Below are 16427 nucleotides of genomic sequence, written 5' to 3'. Positions count from 1 at the left end.
GTATTAGTTTCGAGCGGGGCTACTGCGAGAAGCCGATGCCCACGTACAGTTGGATGGTACCGTTCTTGATGTTGTCGAAGTTTGTTCCGGGTAGTTCCACGCCGTTCTCGGTTTTCGAGTCGTTGTAGATGTCGGCCAAACCCAGCACGTAGCGGCCGCCCACGCGGGCCGGGCCCACGCGGCCTTCCAGCCCGAACACGGCGCCGTAGTCGAGCGAGTTGTAGTTGCGGTTGGCAATGTTCACCGTCTGGTTGCCTTCCTTGGCGTTGATGAGCAGCGACACCTGCGGACCGGCGTGAATACTCACGTTATCCACCACGTTGTACACAACCATCACCGGCACCTGCAGGTAGTCGAGGCTGGTGGTGTACTTGTTGGGGTTCAGCGCGCCGGGGCGCGAGGCCACGAAACCCTGCCGGCTGTAGAGCAGCTCGGTTTGCAGCGAAACCTTGGGCGTGAAGCCGAACTGGGCGTAGAAACCGGCGTGGAAAGCCTGGCGGTTGGCGTCGTTGTCGTAGTTTTTCTTGTCGTCGCCGCGGAAGTCCGAGGAGTTCCAGCCGCCCTTGATGCCGAAGCCGTTGTTGCGCGACTCGGGCGTGGTCTGGTAGTCGGTGGATTTGCGGACGCCTTCGACGCCGCGCTGGGCCTGAGCACCTACGCTCAGTAGCAAGCCCAGAGAAAACAGGAGTGCAATTTTTTTCATGATGGAGTTGAAGTTCAAGGTGGTAACTACCCGACGGAAAGCAGGCGCGCCGGGCGGCATTCGCAAGCTGCTATACTTGCGCCGGGCAGCCCAGGTTGCACCCAGTGGCGGGAGGATGCAAAATTTTCCGGCCCGGCGCTTGGCCGATGCGGCTGCCCGGGCGTATGTTTGCAGCTTCCGGCCCGTATCAGCCGCGTCCGGAGCGTTAGCTCAGTTGGTTCAGAGCGCCACCCTGACACGGTGGAGGTCACTGGTTCGAGTCCAGTACGCTTCACAAAACGCTCCTATGATTATCGTAGGAGCGTTTTTTTGTTACCGGACCATGAACAAATGCATGGCTCTATTCCTGAAATCATTAATCGTTGCTTTATCAGTATTTGCGACGGCGACTTCGTGCGCAAATGAAAATGAGCTGCCTACAAGCATACAATCAAGTAACGCAGTAGATATAACCTAACTCTCACTTAAAGAAATGCCTCAGTCCTATGTGGTATTTTTTAAGCTTGGTGATAACGTTGCACGAACGCCTTCCACAGCATTATACAGGTATTACCTCCACGAACCAACCCAGTGCAAAAGCTACGAGGAATTTGAGTATAAAGTAATAAATGAAGAATTCCGCATCGATACGGCAAGCAAGTATCTTTATGGAAGGAGTATTTTTACCGCAGACAAATTCATTTACAATCATTACAGGAAAGATATCAATAGCCTACTAGGCAAATACTGTACTAAAGAGAAGATCGACAAGTATTACATAGACAACGCAGCAGTTAATCACATCGAGCTTAACACAATTTTATACCTGCTATTTTTGAACAATCATGAAATTACGTTTGACTGTTATTCAGGCACGCATTTTATAAGTAAACCGAAATCACAAACAGACTAAGATCAGTGATTTTACGGCTCATCTAATAATACCTAAGCCGTAACCCATTGCGGCATTTTCCGGTTGTAGCCCGCGTGAACTCTCCCGCCGCTTCCGCGCCGCGCCACTTGCCCGTGGCCTGGGCCCCGCTCTACGCCCACCCGTTGCCGGCCGGCCACCGCTTTCCCATGCTCAAGTACGAGCTGCTGCCCGAGCAGCTGATTCGGGAGGGCACCATCGCCGAGGAATGTCTGTTCGAGCCGCCGCCCCTGCCCGAGAAGTACCTGCTCGGAACCCACGACGCCGCCTACTGGCAGCGCCTGCGCCAGGGCCAGCTCACGCGCCACGAAGAGCGCGCCACCGGCTTTCCGTGGTCGGAAGCGTTGGTGCAGCGCGAAATCACCATTCTGGGCGGCACCGTGCAGTGCGCCCGCCTGGCCCGCCACACCGGCGTGGCGCTGAACGTGGCCGGCGGCACCCACCACGCCTTCCGCGACCGGGGCGAGGGGTTCTGCCTGCTCAACGACCAGGCCGTGGCCGCCCGCTACCTGCTCGACCACGAAGGCATCGGGCAGGTGCTCATCGTCGACCTCGACGTGCACCAGGGCAACGGCACGGCCCGCATCTTCCAAGACGAGCCGCGGGTGTTCACCTTCTCCATGCACGGCGCCCGCAACTACCCCGCCCGCAAGGAGCAATCCGACCTCGACCTGCCCCTGCCCGACGGCACCGACGACGCAGCCTACCTGCGCCTGCTGGGCGACACGCTGCCGCGCCTGCTCGACCAGGTGCAGCCCGAATTCGTGTTTTACCTGAGCGGCGTCGACGTGCTGGCCACCGATAAGCTCGGCCACCTGGCACTCAGCCGCGAAGGCTGCCGGCAGCGCGACCGGCTGGTGCTGGAGCTCTGCCACCGTTACCATTTGCCGGTGGTGGTGTGCATGGGAGGCGGCTATTCCGAGCGCGTGGCCGACATTGTGGAAGCCCACGCCAACACGTTCCGCCTGGCCCGGGAGCTGTGGTTTTAACCTGATTGAGGCTTGCTCAATACCGCACCTTCAACTCCCACTACTCTCGAATAGCCAGCACGTTCATGCTCCCTGGCCCTCGATGATGAGTTGCCAGCGGAAGGCCCACTGCCAGCGCAGCTGGTAGTGCCCGATGCCGGCCAACTGTAGCAGCCGCTGCCAGTCGCTGCGGCGGAAGGCACGGGCCACCGAGAGCGGGGCGTCGTGCTGCACCAGGTGGGAGCCGCGCAGCACCCGCGTGAGCAGGCGGATGCTGTGGTAGGCCAATGGGTGGCGGTGCAGGTCGTTGATGACCACGGCCACCCGTGCCTGTTGCTGCCACTGGCGCAGCAGCGTCACCAGCTGCTCGTCGGCGAAGTGGTGACAAAACAAACTACAGGTAATGATATCGAACCGGTGGCGGGCAAAATCCGGCGCAAAGATGTCCTGCTGCCAGAACCGGATTTCGGGGTAGGCCGTGCTGCGCTGCGTGGCATAGTCGACCATAAAGGCATTAGCGTCAACGCCGGTCAGACCTACGGCGTGCCCGCGGCGACGGGCCCACCGGGCCACGTGCCGCAGCGTGTCGCCCCCGCCGCTGCCCAGGTCGGCCAGCTCCAGGGGCCGCCCGGCCGGAAAGCGCGGCTGCAGGCGCTCCAGCGCGTCGGCCACCACGCGGTACCCCCCCAGGCGGGTGTTGATGACTTCCAGCTCGTCGAGGTTCTGGTGCAGGGCGTCGGAAGCCAGCGTGAGGTCGTCCATTAGCTCGGCCCGGGACGAGCGGCGCGAGAAATCGGGCATGGCAGGCAACGGTTAGGAGCGGGCGGAATCAGGCAAACGTTTACTGAAACTTCACGCGCAGCAGCATGGCTTCCAGCGTCAGGCCGGGGCCGAAGGCAAAGCTGAGCACCGGCGCCCCGTCTTCCTCGGCCTGCAGGCTGCGCTGCATCTCGCGCAGCACGAACAGCACCGTGGCCGACGACAGGTTGCCGACCTCGCGCAGCACCTGGTAGGCGTGGCGGTTGTCGGCCGGACTGAGGCCCAATTCCTGCTCAATGGCTTCCAGAATGCGCCGGCCGCCGGGGTGAATGGCGAAGTGCTGCACGTCGGCCAGGCGCACGGGCAAGTGGCGCAGCAGCCCCTCGGTGAGCTGCCGGATGCCCTGGCGCACCAGCCGCGGCACGTACGACGACAAGGTCATTTCGAAGCCGAAGTCGTTGACGTGCCAAGCCATGTCGGCCATGCCGTCGGGCTCCAGGCCGCAGTGAAAGGCGGCCAGCTCCAGGTTGGGCCGGCCGGGTGCCGGCTCGCCCAGCACCAGGGCTGCCGCCGCGCCGTCGCCGAACAGGGCGTTGGCCAGCAGGTGGTCTTCCTCGGCGCGTTTCTGAAAGTGCAGCGTACAGAGTTCGGTGCTCACGATGAGCACCCGGGAGCGAGGATTAGCCCGGCAGATGGCGTCGGCCAGCTTCAGGGCGTTGAAGGCCGCGTAGCAGCCCATGAAGTTGACGCAGGTGCGCTGCACGTCGGGCCGCAGCCCCAGGTGCTGCACCAGCTCGATGTCGAGGCCCGGCGCGTACATGCCGGTGCAGCTCACCGAAATCAGGTGGGTAATGGTGTTCAGCGCCACCTCGGGCGCCTGGCGCAGGCAGTCCAGTGCAGCCTCGGCGGCCAGCGGCAGGGCCTCGCGCCTGTATACCCGCATGCGGGCGCCCACGGTGGGGAAGGGCTCCAGGTCGGGCGTATTGGGAAAGAACGTGAAAGCGCCGGGCTGGCGGCCGTAGTCGGGCAGCACGGAGTGGCGGTAGCCGATACCCGAAAGGCGGTACAGGGCCCGCAGCTTGCGCGCTTCGCCCTCCTCCATTCCGTGGGCCCGGGCCATGAAATCAGCAATCTGCGGTTGCGGAAGGCGGTGCACGGGCAGGGCCGTGCCAATGGCGCTCAGGTAGCTGGTGGTCATCGGGGGCAGTATACGGAAAACCCGTCAGCCCGACCCATTCCAACCAACTTTGAAAGATTCAGTCCGATTTGACCGCCAGCCCGGTCGCGCCCCGCCGGCTTAGAACGGTTGCCCGTGGGTTTGCCGCACCAGCGTCCGCACCAGCCCCGGCGCGTAGCGCAACGAGCCCACCACGGCATCGGTCAGGCGGGGGCCGCCGAAGAGCTGCTGCACCCAGCGCCCCACGCGCAACCGGCCGGCAAAGGTGCGCTGCCAGTCGCGGGAATACGCGGCTTCCAGGGCCGCCCGGTTCAGCTCGCCGCGCAGAAAAGCGTGGGTATGCGCCGCCGCCAGCGCGGCGCCGTGAATGGCCATGGCCATGCCGTTGCCGCACAGGGGCGTGATGAGCCCCGCCGAGTCGCCGCACATCAGCACGTGCTGCTCCACGCAGGCCTTGGGCGCAAAGGAAATTTCGTTGATGACCTCGGGCTGCGCGTACAGCCGCTCGGCCTCGCTGAGCACCCGGCGCAAATGCGGGTTGCGGGCCAGCACCTGCTCTTCCAGGGCCGGAATGCTGCCGTGGCGGCGCAGCTGCTCGCGGGTGGTCAGGTAGCAGAAGCAGTAGCGCCCGCCTTCGATGGCCGACAGGCCGGCGTAGCCATCGGCGAAATTGTGCAGGGCAATTAGGTCGGGGGGGAAGTCGAGGCGCAGGTGATACTTGACGCCCACGTAGGGCGAGCGTTGCCGGAAAAAGGGCCGGTTCAGCTGCCGGTCGAGGGTGGCGCGCTTGCCGTAGGCCCCCAGCACCACCCGGGCCCGCAGTTCCTGGCCATCGGCCAAAGCCACGCGAAAATGCTCATCCGCCCCCAGCTGTACCTCGGCCACGGTGGCCGGCAGCAGGCCCTGCACCCCACGTTCCACGGCGCGCTCGTACAGAAACTCGTCGAGCGCGTAGCGGCTCAGCCCGAAGCCGCCCAAATCGAGCCGGGCCGAGAGCGTGCGCCCGCCCGGAGCCGACACCAGCAGCCGCCCGATGCGGGCCGGGTCCAGGGCCGCCGGGTCGGCGCCGAGGCGTTGCAGGTAGGGCCGCACCTCGTTCGACACGTACTCGCCGCACACCCGGTGGAAGGGGTACTGCCGCTTTTCCACCAGCACCACGCTATGCCCGCGGGCCGCCAGATCAAGGGCCGCGGTGAGGCCCGCCAGCCCGCCGCCGATGATCAGCACGTCGGATTCCAGGGCGGATTTGGTCACGCAGCAGAGAGCATAAAAGGACGAGAAACGCGGGCCGGCAGGATATTATTGCGCAATTATCGAAAAGCTAACATAAGCTCCCTATATTTTGATAACCTATTTCAAAATAGCGCGTTACTTTTGTGGTCGGTTTGCACGGCAAGCCCGCCCGCTAATTTGGTTGGGCACTTTTCCCCGCTTCTCTATGTCCAAACAACTACTTTATCTGGTTCTGGTGGCCGTTTTCAGCGTGTGCTGTCTGCAAAGCAGCCTGCCCGCCGCCGCCCAGGCTTCCGCTCCTGCCGCCGTTCGGCCGGCCAGCAGCGGCGAAGAAAAAAGCATTCTGGTTTACCCCAACCCCAGTACCGGCATCGTGCACGTGGCCGTGTCGGGCTTCGAAGGCCGCCGCACCGAGCTGCGCGTGCTGAACGTCATTGGCACGGTGGTGTACCGCGAAACCATTACCGAGCTGGACAACCGCTTTACCCGCACGCTGGATTTGAGCCGGTTCGCCAACGGCCTCTACTACGTAAAAATTGACGCCGACAACACCAGCGTAATGCGCAAGCTGGTTATCCGCTAGCGCCTTTCAATACTTTTTGCTTAAAAGCCGCGGCCCAAAGAGCCGCGGCTTTTTTGTGCCCGCTCGTCCTCGGTACGGGCTGAGCGGCCGCTAAACGGCCTCACGGAAAAGCCATAAAAAAAGCCCTTCCGGACAGGAAGGGCAGTCAAGGTTCGGGTTCGGGGGAAATCAGCGCTGTACCCGAACGGGTACGGGCTGCAGCTGGGGGGTGCGTCCGCCCAGCAAACGGTCGAGCAGCGCGGCCAGCTGCTCGGCAAGGGAAGCGAGAATCATCATCGGCGAATCGGGAGAAGACGAGAAAAACCTCTACGGTAAAGGTAGCCTTCTAACGCGGGACTACCGAGGTTGGGTTCAATTTTTCGACCGGTGCCATCTGGCCCGCCACCAACGCCCGCATTACCCGACGAGCGTCGCGTCCTACACCGGCCAGCAGGGCCGAGTCGCGGCTGTTGAGCCAGGGCAAACCCAGAAACGCCAGGCCCGGCAGGGCCGTCAGACCCCGGTGGTGCACGGGGTAGCCGCGCTCGTCCAGCACGGGCAGCTCCATCCATCCAAAGTCGGGGCCGAAGCCGGTGGCCCACACCACCGCTTCCAGCGGCGAGGTGATGAGCCGCTGCCCCTGCAGGCGCCGCTCGTCGACGGCCGCCTCGGCCCGGCCCATCCACTGCACATTGGGCAGGCGGCGCAGCTGCCGCAAATCCTGGCTTACCACCGGCTCGGGGCGTTGGTGCAGGCGCGCGCCGATGCGGCCGTGCCGCGAAGCCCGCATCAGCCCCGACACCCGCAGCATAATCCACAGCAGGGTGTTGTTGGCCAGAGCAGGGGTCCGCTCGTCGAAGGCCAGGAACACCGGGCGGTTGGTGCGGGCCAGGTCGGCGGCAATCTGCAGGGCCGAGTTGCCGCTGCCCACCACCGCCACCGGGCCCTGGCCGGGCAGCTGGCTTGGGCGGCGGTAGTCGCGGCTGTGCAGCTGGGTTACGGCGGCGCCGAGCTGGCGAGCCATCGGCGGCACTTTGGGCGCCTGAAACCCGCCGGTGCACACCACCACGTAACGAGCAATGTAGCAGCTGCCGGTCTGGGAAAACGCCTCATAGCCGCTACGGGCAATAGCGCGCAGGTGCACGATGCGCTGCCGGGCGTGCACGTCGAAGCCGAAGCGGGCGGCGTAGCGGCGCAGGTATTCGGCGGCTTCGTCCTTGGTGGGGTAGCGCAGTGGGTCGCCCGGCCACGGCCACCCCGGCAGGCTACTGGCCCAGGCCGGCGAAAACAGCTGCAGCGAGTCGTAGCGCTCGGCCCAGGCCGCTCCTACCGCCGCCTGTTCATCCACCAGCAGGCATTTCAGCCCCAGCTGCCGGGCGTAGTAGGCCGCGGCCAGCCCAGCCTGCCCGGCCCCAATGATGAGGACGTCGGTGCGGAAGCAGGGCTGGGCAGCATCGGAGTAGCGTTCAGACATAACAGGTGCGGAAGGCGCAGGCGGAGCTATCGGGAAGGGGGGGCGCACCCGGACGGATGCATCATCGAGGGTCAGGCCGTGGGCAGCGGTACTGGCAGCGGCCGCTGTTGCGTGCGGCCCGAGGCGGGCAGTACGGCTTTCAGCTGCTGGGCGGTGTGGTGGGCCAGGGCCATGATGGTGAGCATGGGGTTGACGCCGCTGCAGGCCGGGAAGGCCGAGCCGTCGGCCACGTACAGCCCGGGCACCTCGTAGGTTTCGCCGCTGGGGCTGGTGGGGTGCGTGGCCCGGTTGCCGCCCATGCGGCAGGTGCTCATCTGGTGGGCGCTGTAGAGATTGAAGCGGTTGGGCTGCCAGCTCAGCCGCGGCAGCCCGTCGAGCACCTCGCGGTTCTGAATCCGGCCGTCGCGCACCTGCAAAGTGGGCAGGGTGCCGTGGGGCAGGTACACCGTATGGGCACCCGCCGCCGCGTGAATTTCGGCCGCCGTGGCCACGGCCCGCAGCATGTTGGCCCGGTCGAAGGCGCTGAGTTGGTAGTCGATGAGCGGGGCGCCCTGCCGGTCGGTGCGCACGCGGCCGCCGTCCCGGTCCCGGGTCAGCACGATGAAGGAACCCAGGTTCGGCGCCTGCTGCATCAGGCGTTTGTGCTGCTCGCCCGACAACCAGGGCAGGGTCATGGCCATGAGGCCGGCGTGGGCCGGGGGCGTTTCAATCTTGGCGCCGAAGTTGGTGCCGCCCAGCCGGGCGCAGCTGTCGTTAACCACCGACATGCTCGGGCCGTACCAAGCCTCGATAGGCCAGGGATACACGCCCGAAACGGCCACGGTAGGGTGCAGGTGCAGGTGGCGGCCCAGGTGCGGATGCCGCAGGCCGCTGCGCAGCAGCAGCGCGGGCGTTTGAATGGCCCCGCCGGCCGCCACCACGCAACGCGCGCGCACCGTCACGCGGAAGCATTGGCCATCGGCGGCCGTGTACACGGCTTCGGCTCCGCTGGCCCGTCCGGCTTCGAGGCTGATGCGCTCGACGCGGGTGTTGGGCAGCAGCCGGGCCCCGTGGGCGGCGGCGGTTTTCAGGTAGGTATTCAGCGTGCCTTGTTTGATACCGTACCGGTCGCCAAAGGTGCTGAAGCCCAGGCCGCGGAAGTGCGCGTCGGAGTCGTCCAGGCCCTTCTCGTTGCGCGGAATCAGGCGTACCTCGTGGCCCAGCTTGCGCGAGCCGTCGAGCAGGGCCTGGTTCTGGCCGTTGTGGCGGGTGTAGTCGGTGTTCACGCTCAGCGCTTCAGTCACGGCGTCGAGGCTGGCTTTGAAGGACGCCTGGGTGAAGTGCGGCGCCTCATGCTCGCGGGCCCACTCCTCCAGCACGTAGTCGGGCGTGCGAAACGAGCCGGCCCAGTTCACAGTAGTGCCCCCGCCCAGGCAGCTACCGGCCAGCAGCGTCACGCCGCCATCGGTGGTGCTCAGGGTGCCGCGGGCGTCGTAGAGGTGCCCGATCATGTCGGCCTCGCGCTGGGTAAAGTCGCAGCCGTGGCAGTAAGGACCTTTGTCGAGCACCAGCACGTCGTGGCCGGCCGCAGCCAGCTCGCCGGCCACCACCCCCCCGCCCGCGCCGCTGCCAATCACCAGCACCTCGCAGTCGTAGTTAACATCAGCGGCAGGCTGCAGGGTAGGCAGAGGACGCGGCGTGTCCACCACGCCGTCGGTCAGGGCCAGCGGGCCGGGGTAGCCGATATCGGTCCAGTTGGGGTTCAGCTCCTGCGCGGCCGCCCCGCCGTAGTACAGAAAGGTGCAAAGCTTGCGCAGGGCCTGAAAGCCCTGGCGCAGCGGGGGCAGCAGGCTGCCGGCCCAGGTCTGCAGCAGCTGCTCGCGCTGCGCCTCATTCAGCTGCCCGAACGATTTGAGCGGCCCCCACCACGTGAGCCCCAGCAGCGGGCTGCCCAGCAGGTCGAGCAGCTGGGCGAACTGTCGCTGCGCGGCTACGGGCTGGGCGGCAATGGCGGCCAGCAGCTGCTCCTGGTTGATGCCCTCGGAGCCGCGGCGCAGCCAGAACCCGCCGGCCGCAGCCTGCGCCGGAACGGCCGGAACGAAGGCATCGGCCAACAGAGCCAGGGTAAGCCGCTGTTCAGGAGAAAAAAGCATGGCCACGAGGGTAAAAAAGTAAACCGGGCGGCTACCGCCTGTGTGCTAAATACAACATTCCCGCAAGAACTCGGCAAGCCGAACAATTTGGCCCTAAAGTCCGGTATCCACCCGGGAGAATCCCCCGTAGCAAGACGCAAAATACCGCTTGCTCAACGCCTGTGAAATACCCACTAGCGGGTATTTTTCATGCTACCACCTTTAAATAAGGCAGCTCACAACTCCTTTCCGTGCAATTTCAGCCGCACGGCATCCCGGCTACAGATAGCGCAGCAGCCAGTCGATGAGCTTGCGCACCTGCGGGGTGTAGGGCGGGTAGAAGGCCTTGAGCGCGGTGCGGCCCACGCGCTGGCGTAGCACGGCCTTTTCGTTGGAGAACTGCAAAAAGCCGTAGCGCCCGTGGGTTTTGCCCAGCCCGCTGTTGCCCACGCCGCCGAAGGGCAATTCGGGGTGGCCCAGGTGCAGGATGGTTTCGTTGACGCAAGCCCCGCCGGCCGGAATGTGCTCGAGCAGGTACTGCTGCTGGGCCGTGCTGCGGCTGAACACATACAGGGCCAGCGGCCGGGGCCGCTGGTTCACGAAGTCGGCGGCCTGCATCAGGCTGCCGAAGGACAGTACCGGCAGCAGCGGCCCGAAGATTTCCTCCTGCATCAGCCGGCTGTCGGGTGCTACCTGGCTGAGCACGGTGGGCTCGATAAAGCACTGGCTCTGGTCGACGCTGCCGCCCAGCTCGACCACGGCACCCTGGCGCTGGGCATCTTCGAGCAGCCCCGCCAGGCGCTGGAAGTGGTGGCCGTTGACGATGCGCGCAAACGAGTCGGAAGCGGCCACGCCCCGCCCGTCGGCGTTGTAGAAGCGCTGCACCACAGCCCGGATTTCCCCGATCAGCGCGGCCTGTACGCGCTCGTGCACCAGCACGTAGTCGGGCGCCACGCAGGTCTGGCCGGCGTTGATGCTTTTGCCCCACACGATTTTCTCGGCCGCGTCGCGCAGGTCGGCCGTTTCGTCGACGATGACCGGCGACTTGCCGCCCAGTTCCAGCGTGACGCTGGTCAGGTGCTCGGCGGCGGCGCGCATCACCACCTTGCCCACCTGCGGCGAGCCGGTAAAAAAGGTGTGGTTGAAGGGCAGGCTCAGCAATTCAGTGGCCACTTCCCGGTCGCCCTCGACTACGGCTACTTCGGCCGGGTCGAACACCTCGCGGGCCATGCGCGCCAGCAGGGCCGAGACCTGGGGCGTCATCTCGGAGGGCTTGATGATGCAGCAGTTGCCGGCGGCCAAAGCCGAGATGAGCGGGTCGACGGCCAGGTAAAACGGGTAGTTCCAGGGGGCAATGATCAGGCACACGCCCTTGGACTCGACCTGCACCCAGGAAGTAGTGCCCAGCAAGGCCAGCGGCGTGCCCACCCGGCGCGGGCGCATCCACTGGCGCAGGTGCTTGAGGGTGTGGCGCAGCTCGGTTTGCGCGGCCCAGATTTCGGTGACGTCGGTTTCTTCGGCGGGCTTGCGGAAATCGGCGTACAGGGCCTGCTGAATGGCGGCGCGGTTGGCCGTCATCCACTGGCCCAGGCGGCGCAGGCGGGCGGCACGGGCCTCGGCCGGCTCGCGCCGCAGCACTTCGCTGCGGGCCTGCTGCCGGGCAAACAGCCGGGGAATGTCGAGGGCGTTGGCAACGGGGGCTTCGGGCAGCGGCATGCGGGCAACGGGAAACGAGGTGAGCAACTCCAAGATAAGCGAAATAGCCCCGCCGAAGTTGCCGCATTCCGAAAGTAGCCGCCGGCCGCGCCGGCCCGCTGGGGCTTGGTTTCCGGTGGTGCCGGCCTGGCATTCAAGTGAGCCGGTACGGTTTGCGGGCCTGGCGGGCGGCCACGCACCGAAGCCGGAAGCAACTTTTGCCAGGCCCCGGTTTCTATGTACGGCGCGCCGGCCGGGGCCGAAAATGGTTCCGTTGGGCGCGGCGCTTCGTTCCGTTTGCTTCCTTTTTCCGCATGAAAACAACGCGTATTCTCACTTTGGCCGCCACCTTGCTGGCCGGCCCCGCCGCCCTGGCCCAGGAACTACCCCGCCGTGCCTTCGTGGGCATCAACCTGCGCGGCATCAACGACAGCATTCAGCAGCGCCACCGCCTGCCCAACCAGCAGGGCATTCTGGTGACGGGCGTGCGCGCGGCATCGTCGGCCCAGGCCGCCGGGCTGCAGGGCGGCGACGTGGTGGTGAAAGTGGGCGACGCCGCGGTGCAGGACGTACCGCAGTTCGTGGGCCTGCTCAAGCAGTATCCCACCGGCGCCACGGCCACCTTCACTTTGCTGCGCAACGGCAAAACCATCCGCCGCAAAGTGGCCTTCAAGCCCTACCCGGCCGAAACCAGTGCCTTTCACGAGGTGCAGTACTCGTCGGTGCAGTTTGGGCCCAACCAGCTGCGCACCATCATCACCCGGCCCCGGGGCAGCGCCCAGCAGCGGCATCCCATGGTGCTGTTCATTCAGGGCGTGAGCTGCCACTCCGTCGACAACCCGCTGGCGCCCGCCAGCACCGAGCGGCGCATCATCGACTCGCTGAGCCGCCACGGCTACGCCACCATGCGGGTGGAGAAAACCGGCATGGGCGACAGCCGCGGCACGCCCTGCATGGAGTCGGACTTCGAGATGGAAACCGGGGGCTACAAGGCCGGGCTGGCCGCCATTCGCCAGCTGCCCTGGGTCGACCAGGACAACATCTTCCTGACCGGCTTCAGCATCGGCGGGGTGATGGCGCCGCTGGTGGCCCAGGGGCAGCCTATTAAGGGCATCGTCACCTGGGGCACGGCCAGCCGCAGCTTCATCGAGTACCTGCTGGCAAACAAGCGCAACCAGAGCACCCTGCAGGGCATGCCCTACGACCAGATCAACGAGCAGCAGCAGCTCTACGCGGCCGTGCTGCACCTGCTGCTCACCGAAAAGCAGACGCCCGAGCAGGTGCTGGCCCGCTACCCCAATGCCGGCGAGCTGTTGCGCTTTCCGCAGCACTACCGCTACATGCAGCAGTGGCAGCACACCAACCTGGCCGCGGCCTGGCAGCAGCTGAACACCCACGTGCTGGCCCTGCGCGGCGCGGCCGACTACATTTCCTACGACGAAGACCAGCAGCTCATTGCCGACATCGTGAACCGCGCCCACCCCGGCAAGGCCCGCTACCAGCGCCTACCCGATGTGGATCATGGCTTCGTCCGCGCCCGCGACATGAGCGAGAGCCTGAAGCTGAGCGAGGCCGCCGCGCCCGCGCAGAACTTCGAGTTCATGACCGTTATCGTGCGCTGGCTCGACGAGGTGCGCAAGCAGAAAGCCTGACCTCCACTGGCCCAACATCAGGTATTGAGGATTTCGCCGCCATTGGGGTGCAGGGCCTGCCCGGTGATGTAGGACGAGTCGGGGCAGGCCAGGAACACGTAGCAGGGCCCTACTTCCGAGGGCTGGCCGGGGCGCTTCATGGTGGTGTCTTTGCCGAAGGAGGCGACTTTTTCAGGCGGGAAGCTGGCTGGGATGAGCGGCGTCCAGATCGGGCCCGGCGCCACGGCGTTGACGCGGATCTGCTTTTCGGCCAGTTGCTGGGCCATGGAGCGGGTGAAGGCCGTAATGGCACCTTTGGTGGAGGTGTAGTCGACCAGCTGCTGGTTGCCGCGGTAGGCGTTGATGCTGGAGGTGTTGATAATGGAGTCGCCCGCCTGCAGGTGGGCCAGGGCGGCCCGCGTCACGCGCACGAAGGAAAAGAAGTTGACCTCGAAGGTGTCGCGCCACTGCGCGTCGTCGACCTGCTGCAGGTCCTCGCTCACGAACTGCTCGGCGGCGTTGTTCACCAGCACGTTCAGCCGGCCCAGTTCCTGCACGGTCTGATCGACGATGGACTTGCAGAAGCCCGCGTCGCGCAGGTCGCCGGGCAAGGTCAGACAGCGGCGGCCTTCCTGTTCCACCAGCTGGCGGGTGGCGTAGGCGTCCTGCTCCTCGCTGGGCAGGTAGGTGAAGGCCACGTCGGCGCCCTCGCGGGCAAAGTGCACGGCCACCGAGCGGCCAATGCCCGAGTCGCCGCCGGTAATAAGGGCCACCTTGCCCTCGAGCTTGCCGCTGCCGCGGTAGCCGGGCCGGATGTACTCGGGCTGCGGGGTCATTTCCTGCTCGATGCCGGGCTGCTGGTCTTGCTGCTGCGGGGGCAGCGTGGTGGGTTTGTTTTCCATGAGGCGTACGGGAATAAGCACGGAAGTGGAGCCCCGAAAAACGGCGTGCCCGGTCCGGGGGTTATTGTTCAGATTGCGCCCCGGCCCCGGGCGCGGGCTGACGCGGAGACATTCCTGGTTTTCTATATTTAAGCCGGCCCCGGCTGCTACGGCCGTCGCCCCGCTCCTCGCTTCGTTGTTTCACCCGGCCGGCAGTTGCCGCTGCGCTTTCCCCCAAGTGCCCATGAACATTGCCAAAGTCGTCAAGAACCGGCACCTGCTGTATCTGATCTGCAAGCTGGGCTATCGGCGCAACCACCGCAACCTGCAAGACCTGAAAATCTTTCACCAGGGGCGCTTCTACCTCTACAACGTCGAGGGCTTCGGCATTGCGTCGGAGGGCTTCAACTGGTACCTGACGCGGGAACACCTCGAGCAGGCCCTCTACGCCGTGGGCTGCAAGTACTACGTGCCCCGGCCCGGCGACACGGTAGTCGACATCGGGGCGGGGCTGGGCGAAGAGTCGTCCATCATTGCCCGGCTGGTGGGCCCGCAGGGGCGGGTTTTCGCCATCGAGGCCAACCCGGTGGTGTACGACGTGCTGCGGCAGGTGCTGGCCGACAACCAGCTCGGCAACGTTTCGGTCTACAACCTGGCGCTGAGCCCGGTGCGCGAGAAAGTGGTTATCGAAGACAACCCCGCCAACTACCTCGGCTCGACGCTGGACCAAGCCAGCACCGAAAACCTGCACGAGGTGGAGGGCTGGCCGCTGCAGGACTTTTGCCGGCAGCAGGGACTGCGGCGCATCGACTTTCTGAAGGTCAACATCGAGGGAGCCGAGCGGTTTCTGAGCGACTTTTTCGCTACCACCGACGTAGTGGTGCCCCACGTGGCCATTGCCTGCCACGATTTCCGCTTCCGCAAAGAGCACAACGAGTTTTTTCGCACCAAGGAGCTGGTGGCCGACTACCTGGCCGCCAACGGCTACCAGCTGCAGTTTCAGCACACCGGCATCGACTACATCGACGACTGGGTGTACGGCACCAAGCTCTAGCCGACCGCGGAGCGGGGTTTTCGCCGGCAAAGAAACTGCGCGACGCCGGCCGGTGTTGGCTGCCCGTGCCCCGGCCAAGCTGCCTCGGACCGGGCGCGGCCCGCTATGCCCCGGTTTGCCCTTCTTCATTTGCTGATGCCCGCCGTGCTGGGCCGCTGGCTGCTGGCCGGCCTGCTGGGGCTGCCCGCCGCGCTGGGGGCCCGGTCTGCCCCACCCCTGCCGCCGCTGGTGCTGCGGGCCGCGCCGCTGCCGTTCACGCCCACCGAGTTCTACGTGGCCGCGGTGCTCGACGAGCGGGCCGACCGCAGCGCCGTAGCCTGGCTGCTGCCCCCGCCGGCGGCCGGCGGCAAGCAGCAGCCCGCACAACCCGTCGATTTGCAGGGCGGGGCGCAGCGGGCCCTGCAGGACTACGTGCGGCAGAGCCTGGCGCGCAATCCTGCCCTGCGCCCGGTCACCATTCGGCTGCGCGAGTGCCAGGTGCGGGAAGCCCCGGCCGCCGGTGCCCCGGGCCGGGTGGAGGGCCGCGTAACGCTGAGCATGGCCTTTGACTGGGAGCGAAATGGCCGCCGCATTCACCTGACCGACTACCGCGGGGCAGCCCGCTACCTGCGGCCCGCGGCCCAGCCGGGAGGCGCCGAACCCGCCCTGCGCCAGGCCCTGGCCGAAAGCCTGGGCTACCTCCACCACTGGATCAACCGCGAGGTAAACGGCAACGCCAAGCTCGCCACCAGTCTGCGCGTGCAGGCCACCGACGTCACCGGCCCCGCCGCCGACACCCTGTACTACTCGCCCGCGCGGCCGCTGCAGCTGAGCGACTTTCGGGCCGCACCCCGGCCGGCGGGGCGCTACGCGGCTTCGGTGTTTCCCAGCTTTGCCTACACGGCCCAGGCCCGCACCGTGGGCGGGGTGCTGCAGCTGCAGCTGCGCGTGCAGGTGTTCGTGGTGCGCAGCATGTCGTGGGTAGCCGATGATGCGCGCACGGCCCACACCCTCAGCCACGAGCAGCGCCACTTCGACCTGGTGAAGCTGGTGGCCGAGCGTTTCAAGCGCAAGGTGGTGCCCGACAGCCTCACGCTCGACAACTACGACGCCCGCATGCAGTACCAGTTTCTGCAGTCGTGGTGGGAGATGAACCGCCTGCAGGAGCAGTACGACGGCGAAACCCAGGGCGGGCAAAACGAGGCGGCCCAGGCCCGCTGGAACCAGCGCGTAGCCGCCGAGCTGCGCGCCTTCGGCCTCAGCCCTGCTCCGTAGCATTTGCTTGCCTCC

13 protein-coding genes and 1 tRNA gene are annotated in these 16427 nt (G+C 65.8%); 6 read left to right on the top strand and 8 right to left on the bottom strand.

Annotated features, from left to right (window positions below):
- Positions 1-19 precede the first annotated feature (19 nt).
- Complete coding sequence (locus ACE191_RS15845; protein ID WP_400193214.1) at positions 20-703, bottom strand: porin family protein; 684 nt, start codon at positions 701-703, stop codon at positions 20-22.
- A gap of 199 nt (positions 704-902) precedes the next feature.
- On the opposite strand from ACE191_RS15845, the gene ACE191_RS15840 reads away from it, so the two are divergent.
- Both ACE191_RS15840 and ACE191_RS15835 read left to right on the top strand, forming a co-directional pair.
- Positions 903-977, top strand: a tRNA-Val gene (locus tag ACE191_RS15840).
- Positions 978-1669: 692 nt separating this feature from the next.
- The gene (locus ACE191_RS15835; RefSeq protein WP_400193213.1) at positions 1670-2602 is read left to right on the top strand and encodes a histone deacetylase; all 933 of its coding nucleotides are present in this window, start codon (positions 1670-1672) and stop codon (positions 2600-2602) included.
- 63 nt (positions 2603-2665) lie between these two features.
- Here the strand turns inward: ACE191_RS15835 and ACE191_RS15830 are convergent, their stop codons facing one another.
- The 3 genes from ACE191_RS15830 to ACE191_RS15820 all read right to left on the bottom strand — a co-directional run bounded on the left by ACE191_RS15830 (position 2666) and on the right by ACE191_RS15820 (position 5771).
- Entirely contained in the window at positions 2666-3382 is a 717-nt protein-coding gene (locus tag ACE191_RS15830; protein ID WP_400193212.1) for a methyltransferase domain-containing protein, read from the bottom strand.
- 40 nt (positions 3383-3422) lie between these two features.
- The gene (locus ACE191_RS15825) at positions 3423-4538 is read right to left on the bottom strand and encodes a type III polyketide synthase (RefSeq protein ID WP_400193211.1); all 1116 of its coding nucleotides are present in this window, start codon (positions 4536-4538) and stop codon (positions 3423-3425) included.
- A 99-nt stretch (positions 4539-4637) separates the two neighbouring features.
- Positions 4638-5771, bottom strand: coding sequence for an NAD(P)/FAD-dependent oxidoreductase (locus ACE191_RS15820; protein WP_400193210.1), 1134 nt, complete (start codon positions 5769-5771; stop codon positions 4638-4640).
- Between the two features lie 184 nt (positions 5772-5955).
- Between ACE191_RS15820 and ACE191_RS15815 the strand changes: the two genes are divergently transcribed.
- Positions 5956-6333: a T9SS type A sorting domain-containing protein gene (locus ACE191_RS15815; protein WP_400193209.1), complete on the top strand. Its 378-nt coding sequence runs from the start codon at positions 5956-5958 to the stop codon at positions 6331-6333.
- 325 nt (positions 6334-6658) lie between these two features.
- Here ACE191_RS15815 and ACE191_RS15810 read toward each other — a convergent pair whose 3' ends face one another.
- The 3 genes from ACE191_RS15810 to ACE191_RS15800 all read right to left on the bottom strand — a co-directional run bounded on the left by ACE191_RS15810 (position 6659) and on the right by ACE191_RS15800 (position 11613).
- On the bottom strand, positions 6659-7786 hold the full coding sequence (locus ACE191_RS15810; protein ID WP_400193208.1) for a flavin-containing monooxygenase: 1128 nt from the start codon (positions 7784-7786) through the stop codon (positions 6659-6661).
- A gap of 71 nt (positions 7787-7857) precedes the next feature.
- On the bottom strand, positions 7858-9918 hold the full coding sequence (locus ACE191_RS15805; protein WP_400193207.1) for an FAD-dependent oxidoreductase: 2061 nt from the start codon (positions 9916-9918) through the stop codon (positions 7858-7860).
- A 258-nt stretch (positions 9919-10176) separates the two neighbouring features.
- Entirely contained in the window at positions 10177-11613 is a 1437-nt protein-coding gene (locus tag ACE191_RS15800) for an aldehyde dehydrogenase family protein (protein ID WP_400193206.1), read from the bottom strand.
- 293 nt (positions 11614-11906) lie between these two features.
- Here ACE191_RS15800 and ACE191_RS15795 point away from each other — a divergent pair, with 293 nt between their 5' ends.
- Complete coding sequence (locus ACE191_RS15795; RefSeq protein WP_400193205.1) at positions 11907-13244, top strand: PDZ domain-containing protein; 1338 nt, start codon at positions 11907-11909, stop codon at positions 13242-13244.
- Between the two features lie 17 nt (positions 13245-13261).
- Here ACE191_RS15795 and ACE191_RS15790 read toward each other — a convergent pair whose 3' ends face one another.
- Complete coding sequence (locus ACE191_RS15790; protein WP_400193204.1) at positions 13262-14125, bottom strand: SDR family oxidoreductase; 864 nt, start codon at positions 14123-14125, stop codon at positions 13262-13264.
- A 223-nt stretch (positions 14126-14348) separates the two neighbouring features.
- Between ACE191_RS15790 and ACE191_RS15785 the strand changes: the two genes are divergently transcribed.
- Positions 14349-15158, top strand: coding sequence for an FkbM family methyltransferase (locus ACE191_RS15785; protein ID WP_400193203.1), 810 nt, complete (start codon positions 14349-14351; stop codon positions 15156-15158).
- Positions 15159-15293: 135 nt separating this feature from the next.
- The gene (locus ACE191_RS15780) at positions 15294-16412 is read left to right on the top strand and encodes a hypothetical protein (RefSeq protein ID WP_400193202.1); all 1119 of its coding nucleotides are present in this window, start codon (positions 15294-15296) and stop codon (positions 16410-16412) included.
- Positions 16413-16427 lie beyond the last annotated feature (15 nt).

This window comes from Hymenobacter sp. B81 (assembly GCF_044628455.1).
Classification (GTDB): Bacteria; Bacteroidota; Bacteroidia; order Cytophagales; family Hymenobacteraceae; genus Solirubrum.
Note: the sequence above shows the minus strand (reverse complement) of the source record. Positions and strands in the feature narration are given on the sequence as shown.

Bases quoted from the DNA above. Each gene is read 5' to 3' on its own strand.
- ACE191_RS15800 (WP_400193206.1), bottom strand. From the start codon at position 11,613: ATGCCGCTGCCCGAAGCCCCCGTTGCCAACGCCCTCGACATTCCCCGG.
- ACE191_RS15795 (WP_400193205.1), top strand. From the start codon at position 11,907: ATGAAAACAACGCGTATTCTCACTTTGGCCGCCACCTTGCTGGCCGGC.
- ACE191_RS15790 (WP_400193204.1), bottom strand. From the start codon at position 14,125: ATGGAAAACAAACCCACCACGCTGCCCCCGCAGCAGCAAGACCAGCAG.
- ACE191_RS15830 (WP_400193212.1), bottom strand. From the start codon at position 3,382: ATGCCCGATTTCTCGCGCCGCTCGTCCCGGGCCGAGCTAATGGACGAC.
- ACE191_RS15815 (WP_400193209.1), top strand. From the start codon at position 5,956: ATGTCCAAACAACTACTTTATCTGGTTCTGGTGGCCGTTTTCAGCGTG.
- ACE191_RS15810 (WP_400193208.1), bottom strand. From the start codon at position 7,786: ATGTCTGAACGCTACTCCGATGCTGCCCAGCCCTGCTTCCGCACCGAC.
- ACE191_RS15825 (WP_400193211.1), bottom strand. From the start codon at position 4,538: ATGACCACCAGCTACCTGAGCGCCATTGGCACGGCCCTGCCCGTGCAC.
- ACE191_RS15805 (WP_400193207.1), bottom strand. From the start codon at position 9,918: ATGCTTTTTTCTCCTGAACAGCGGCTTACCCTGGCTCTGTTGGCCGAT.
- ACE191_RS15845 (WP_400193214.1), bottom strand. From the start codon at position 703: ATGAAAAAAATTGCACTCCTGTTTTCTCTGGGCTTGCTACTGAGCGTA.
- ACE191_RS15780 (WP_400193202.1), top strand. From the start codon at position 15,294: ATGCCCGCCGTGCTGGGCCGCTGGCTGCTGGCCGGCCTGCTGGGGCTG.
- ACE191_RS15785 (WP_400193203.1), top strand. From the start codon at position 14,349: ATGAACATTGCCAAAGTCGTCAAGAACCGGCACCTGCTGTATCTGATC.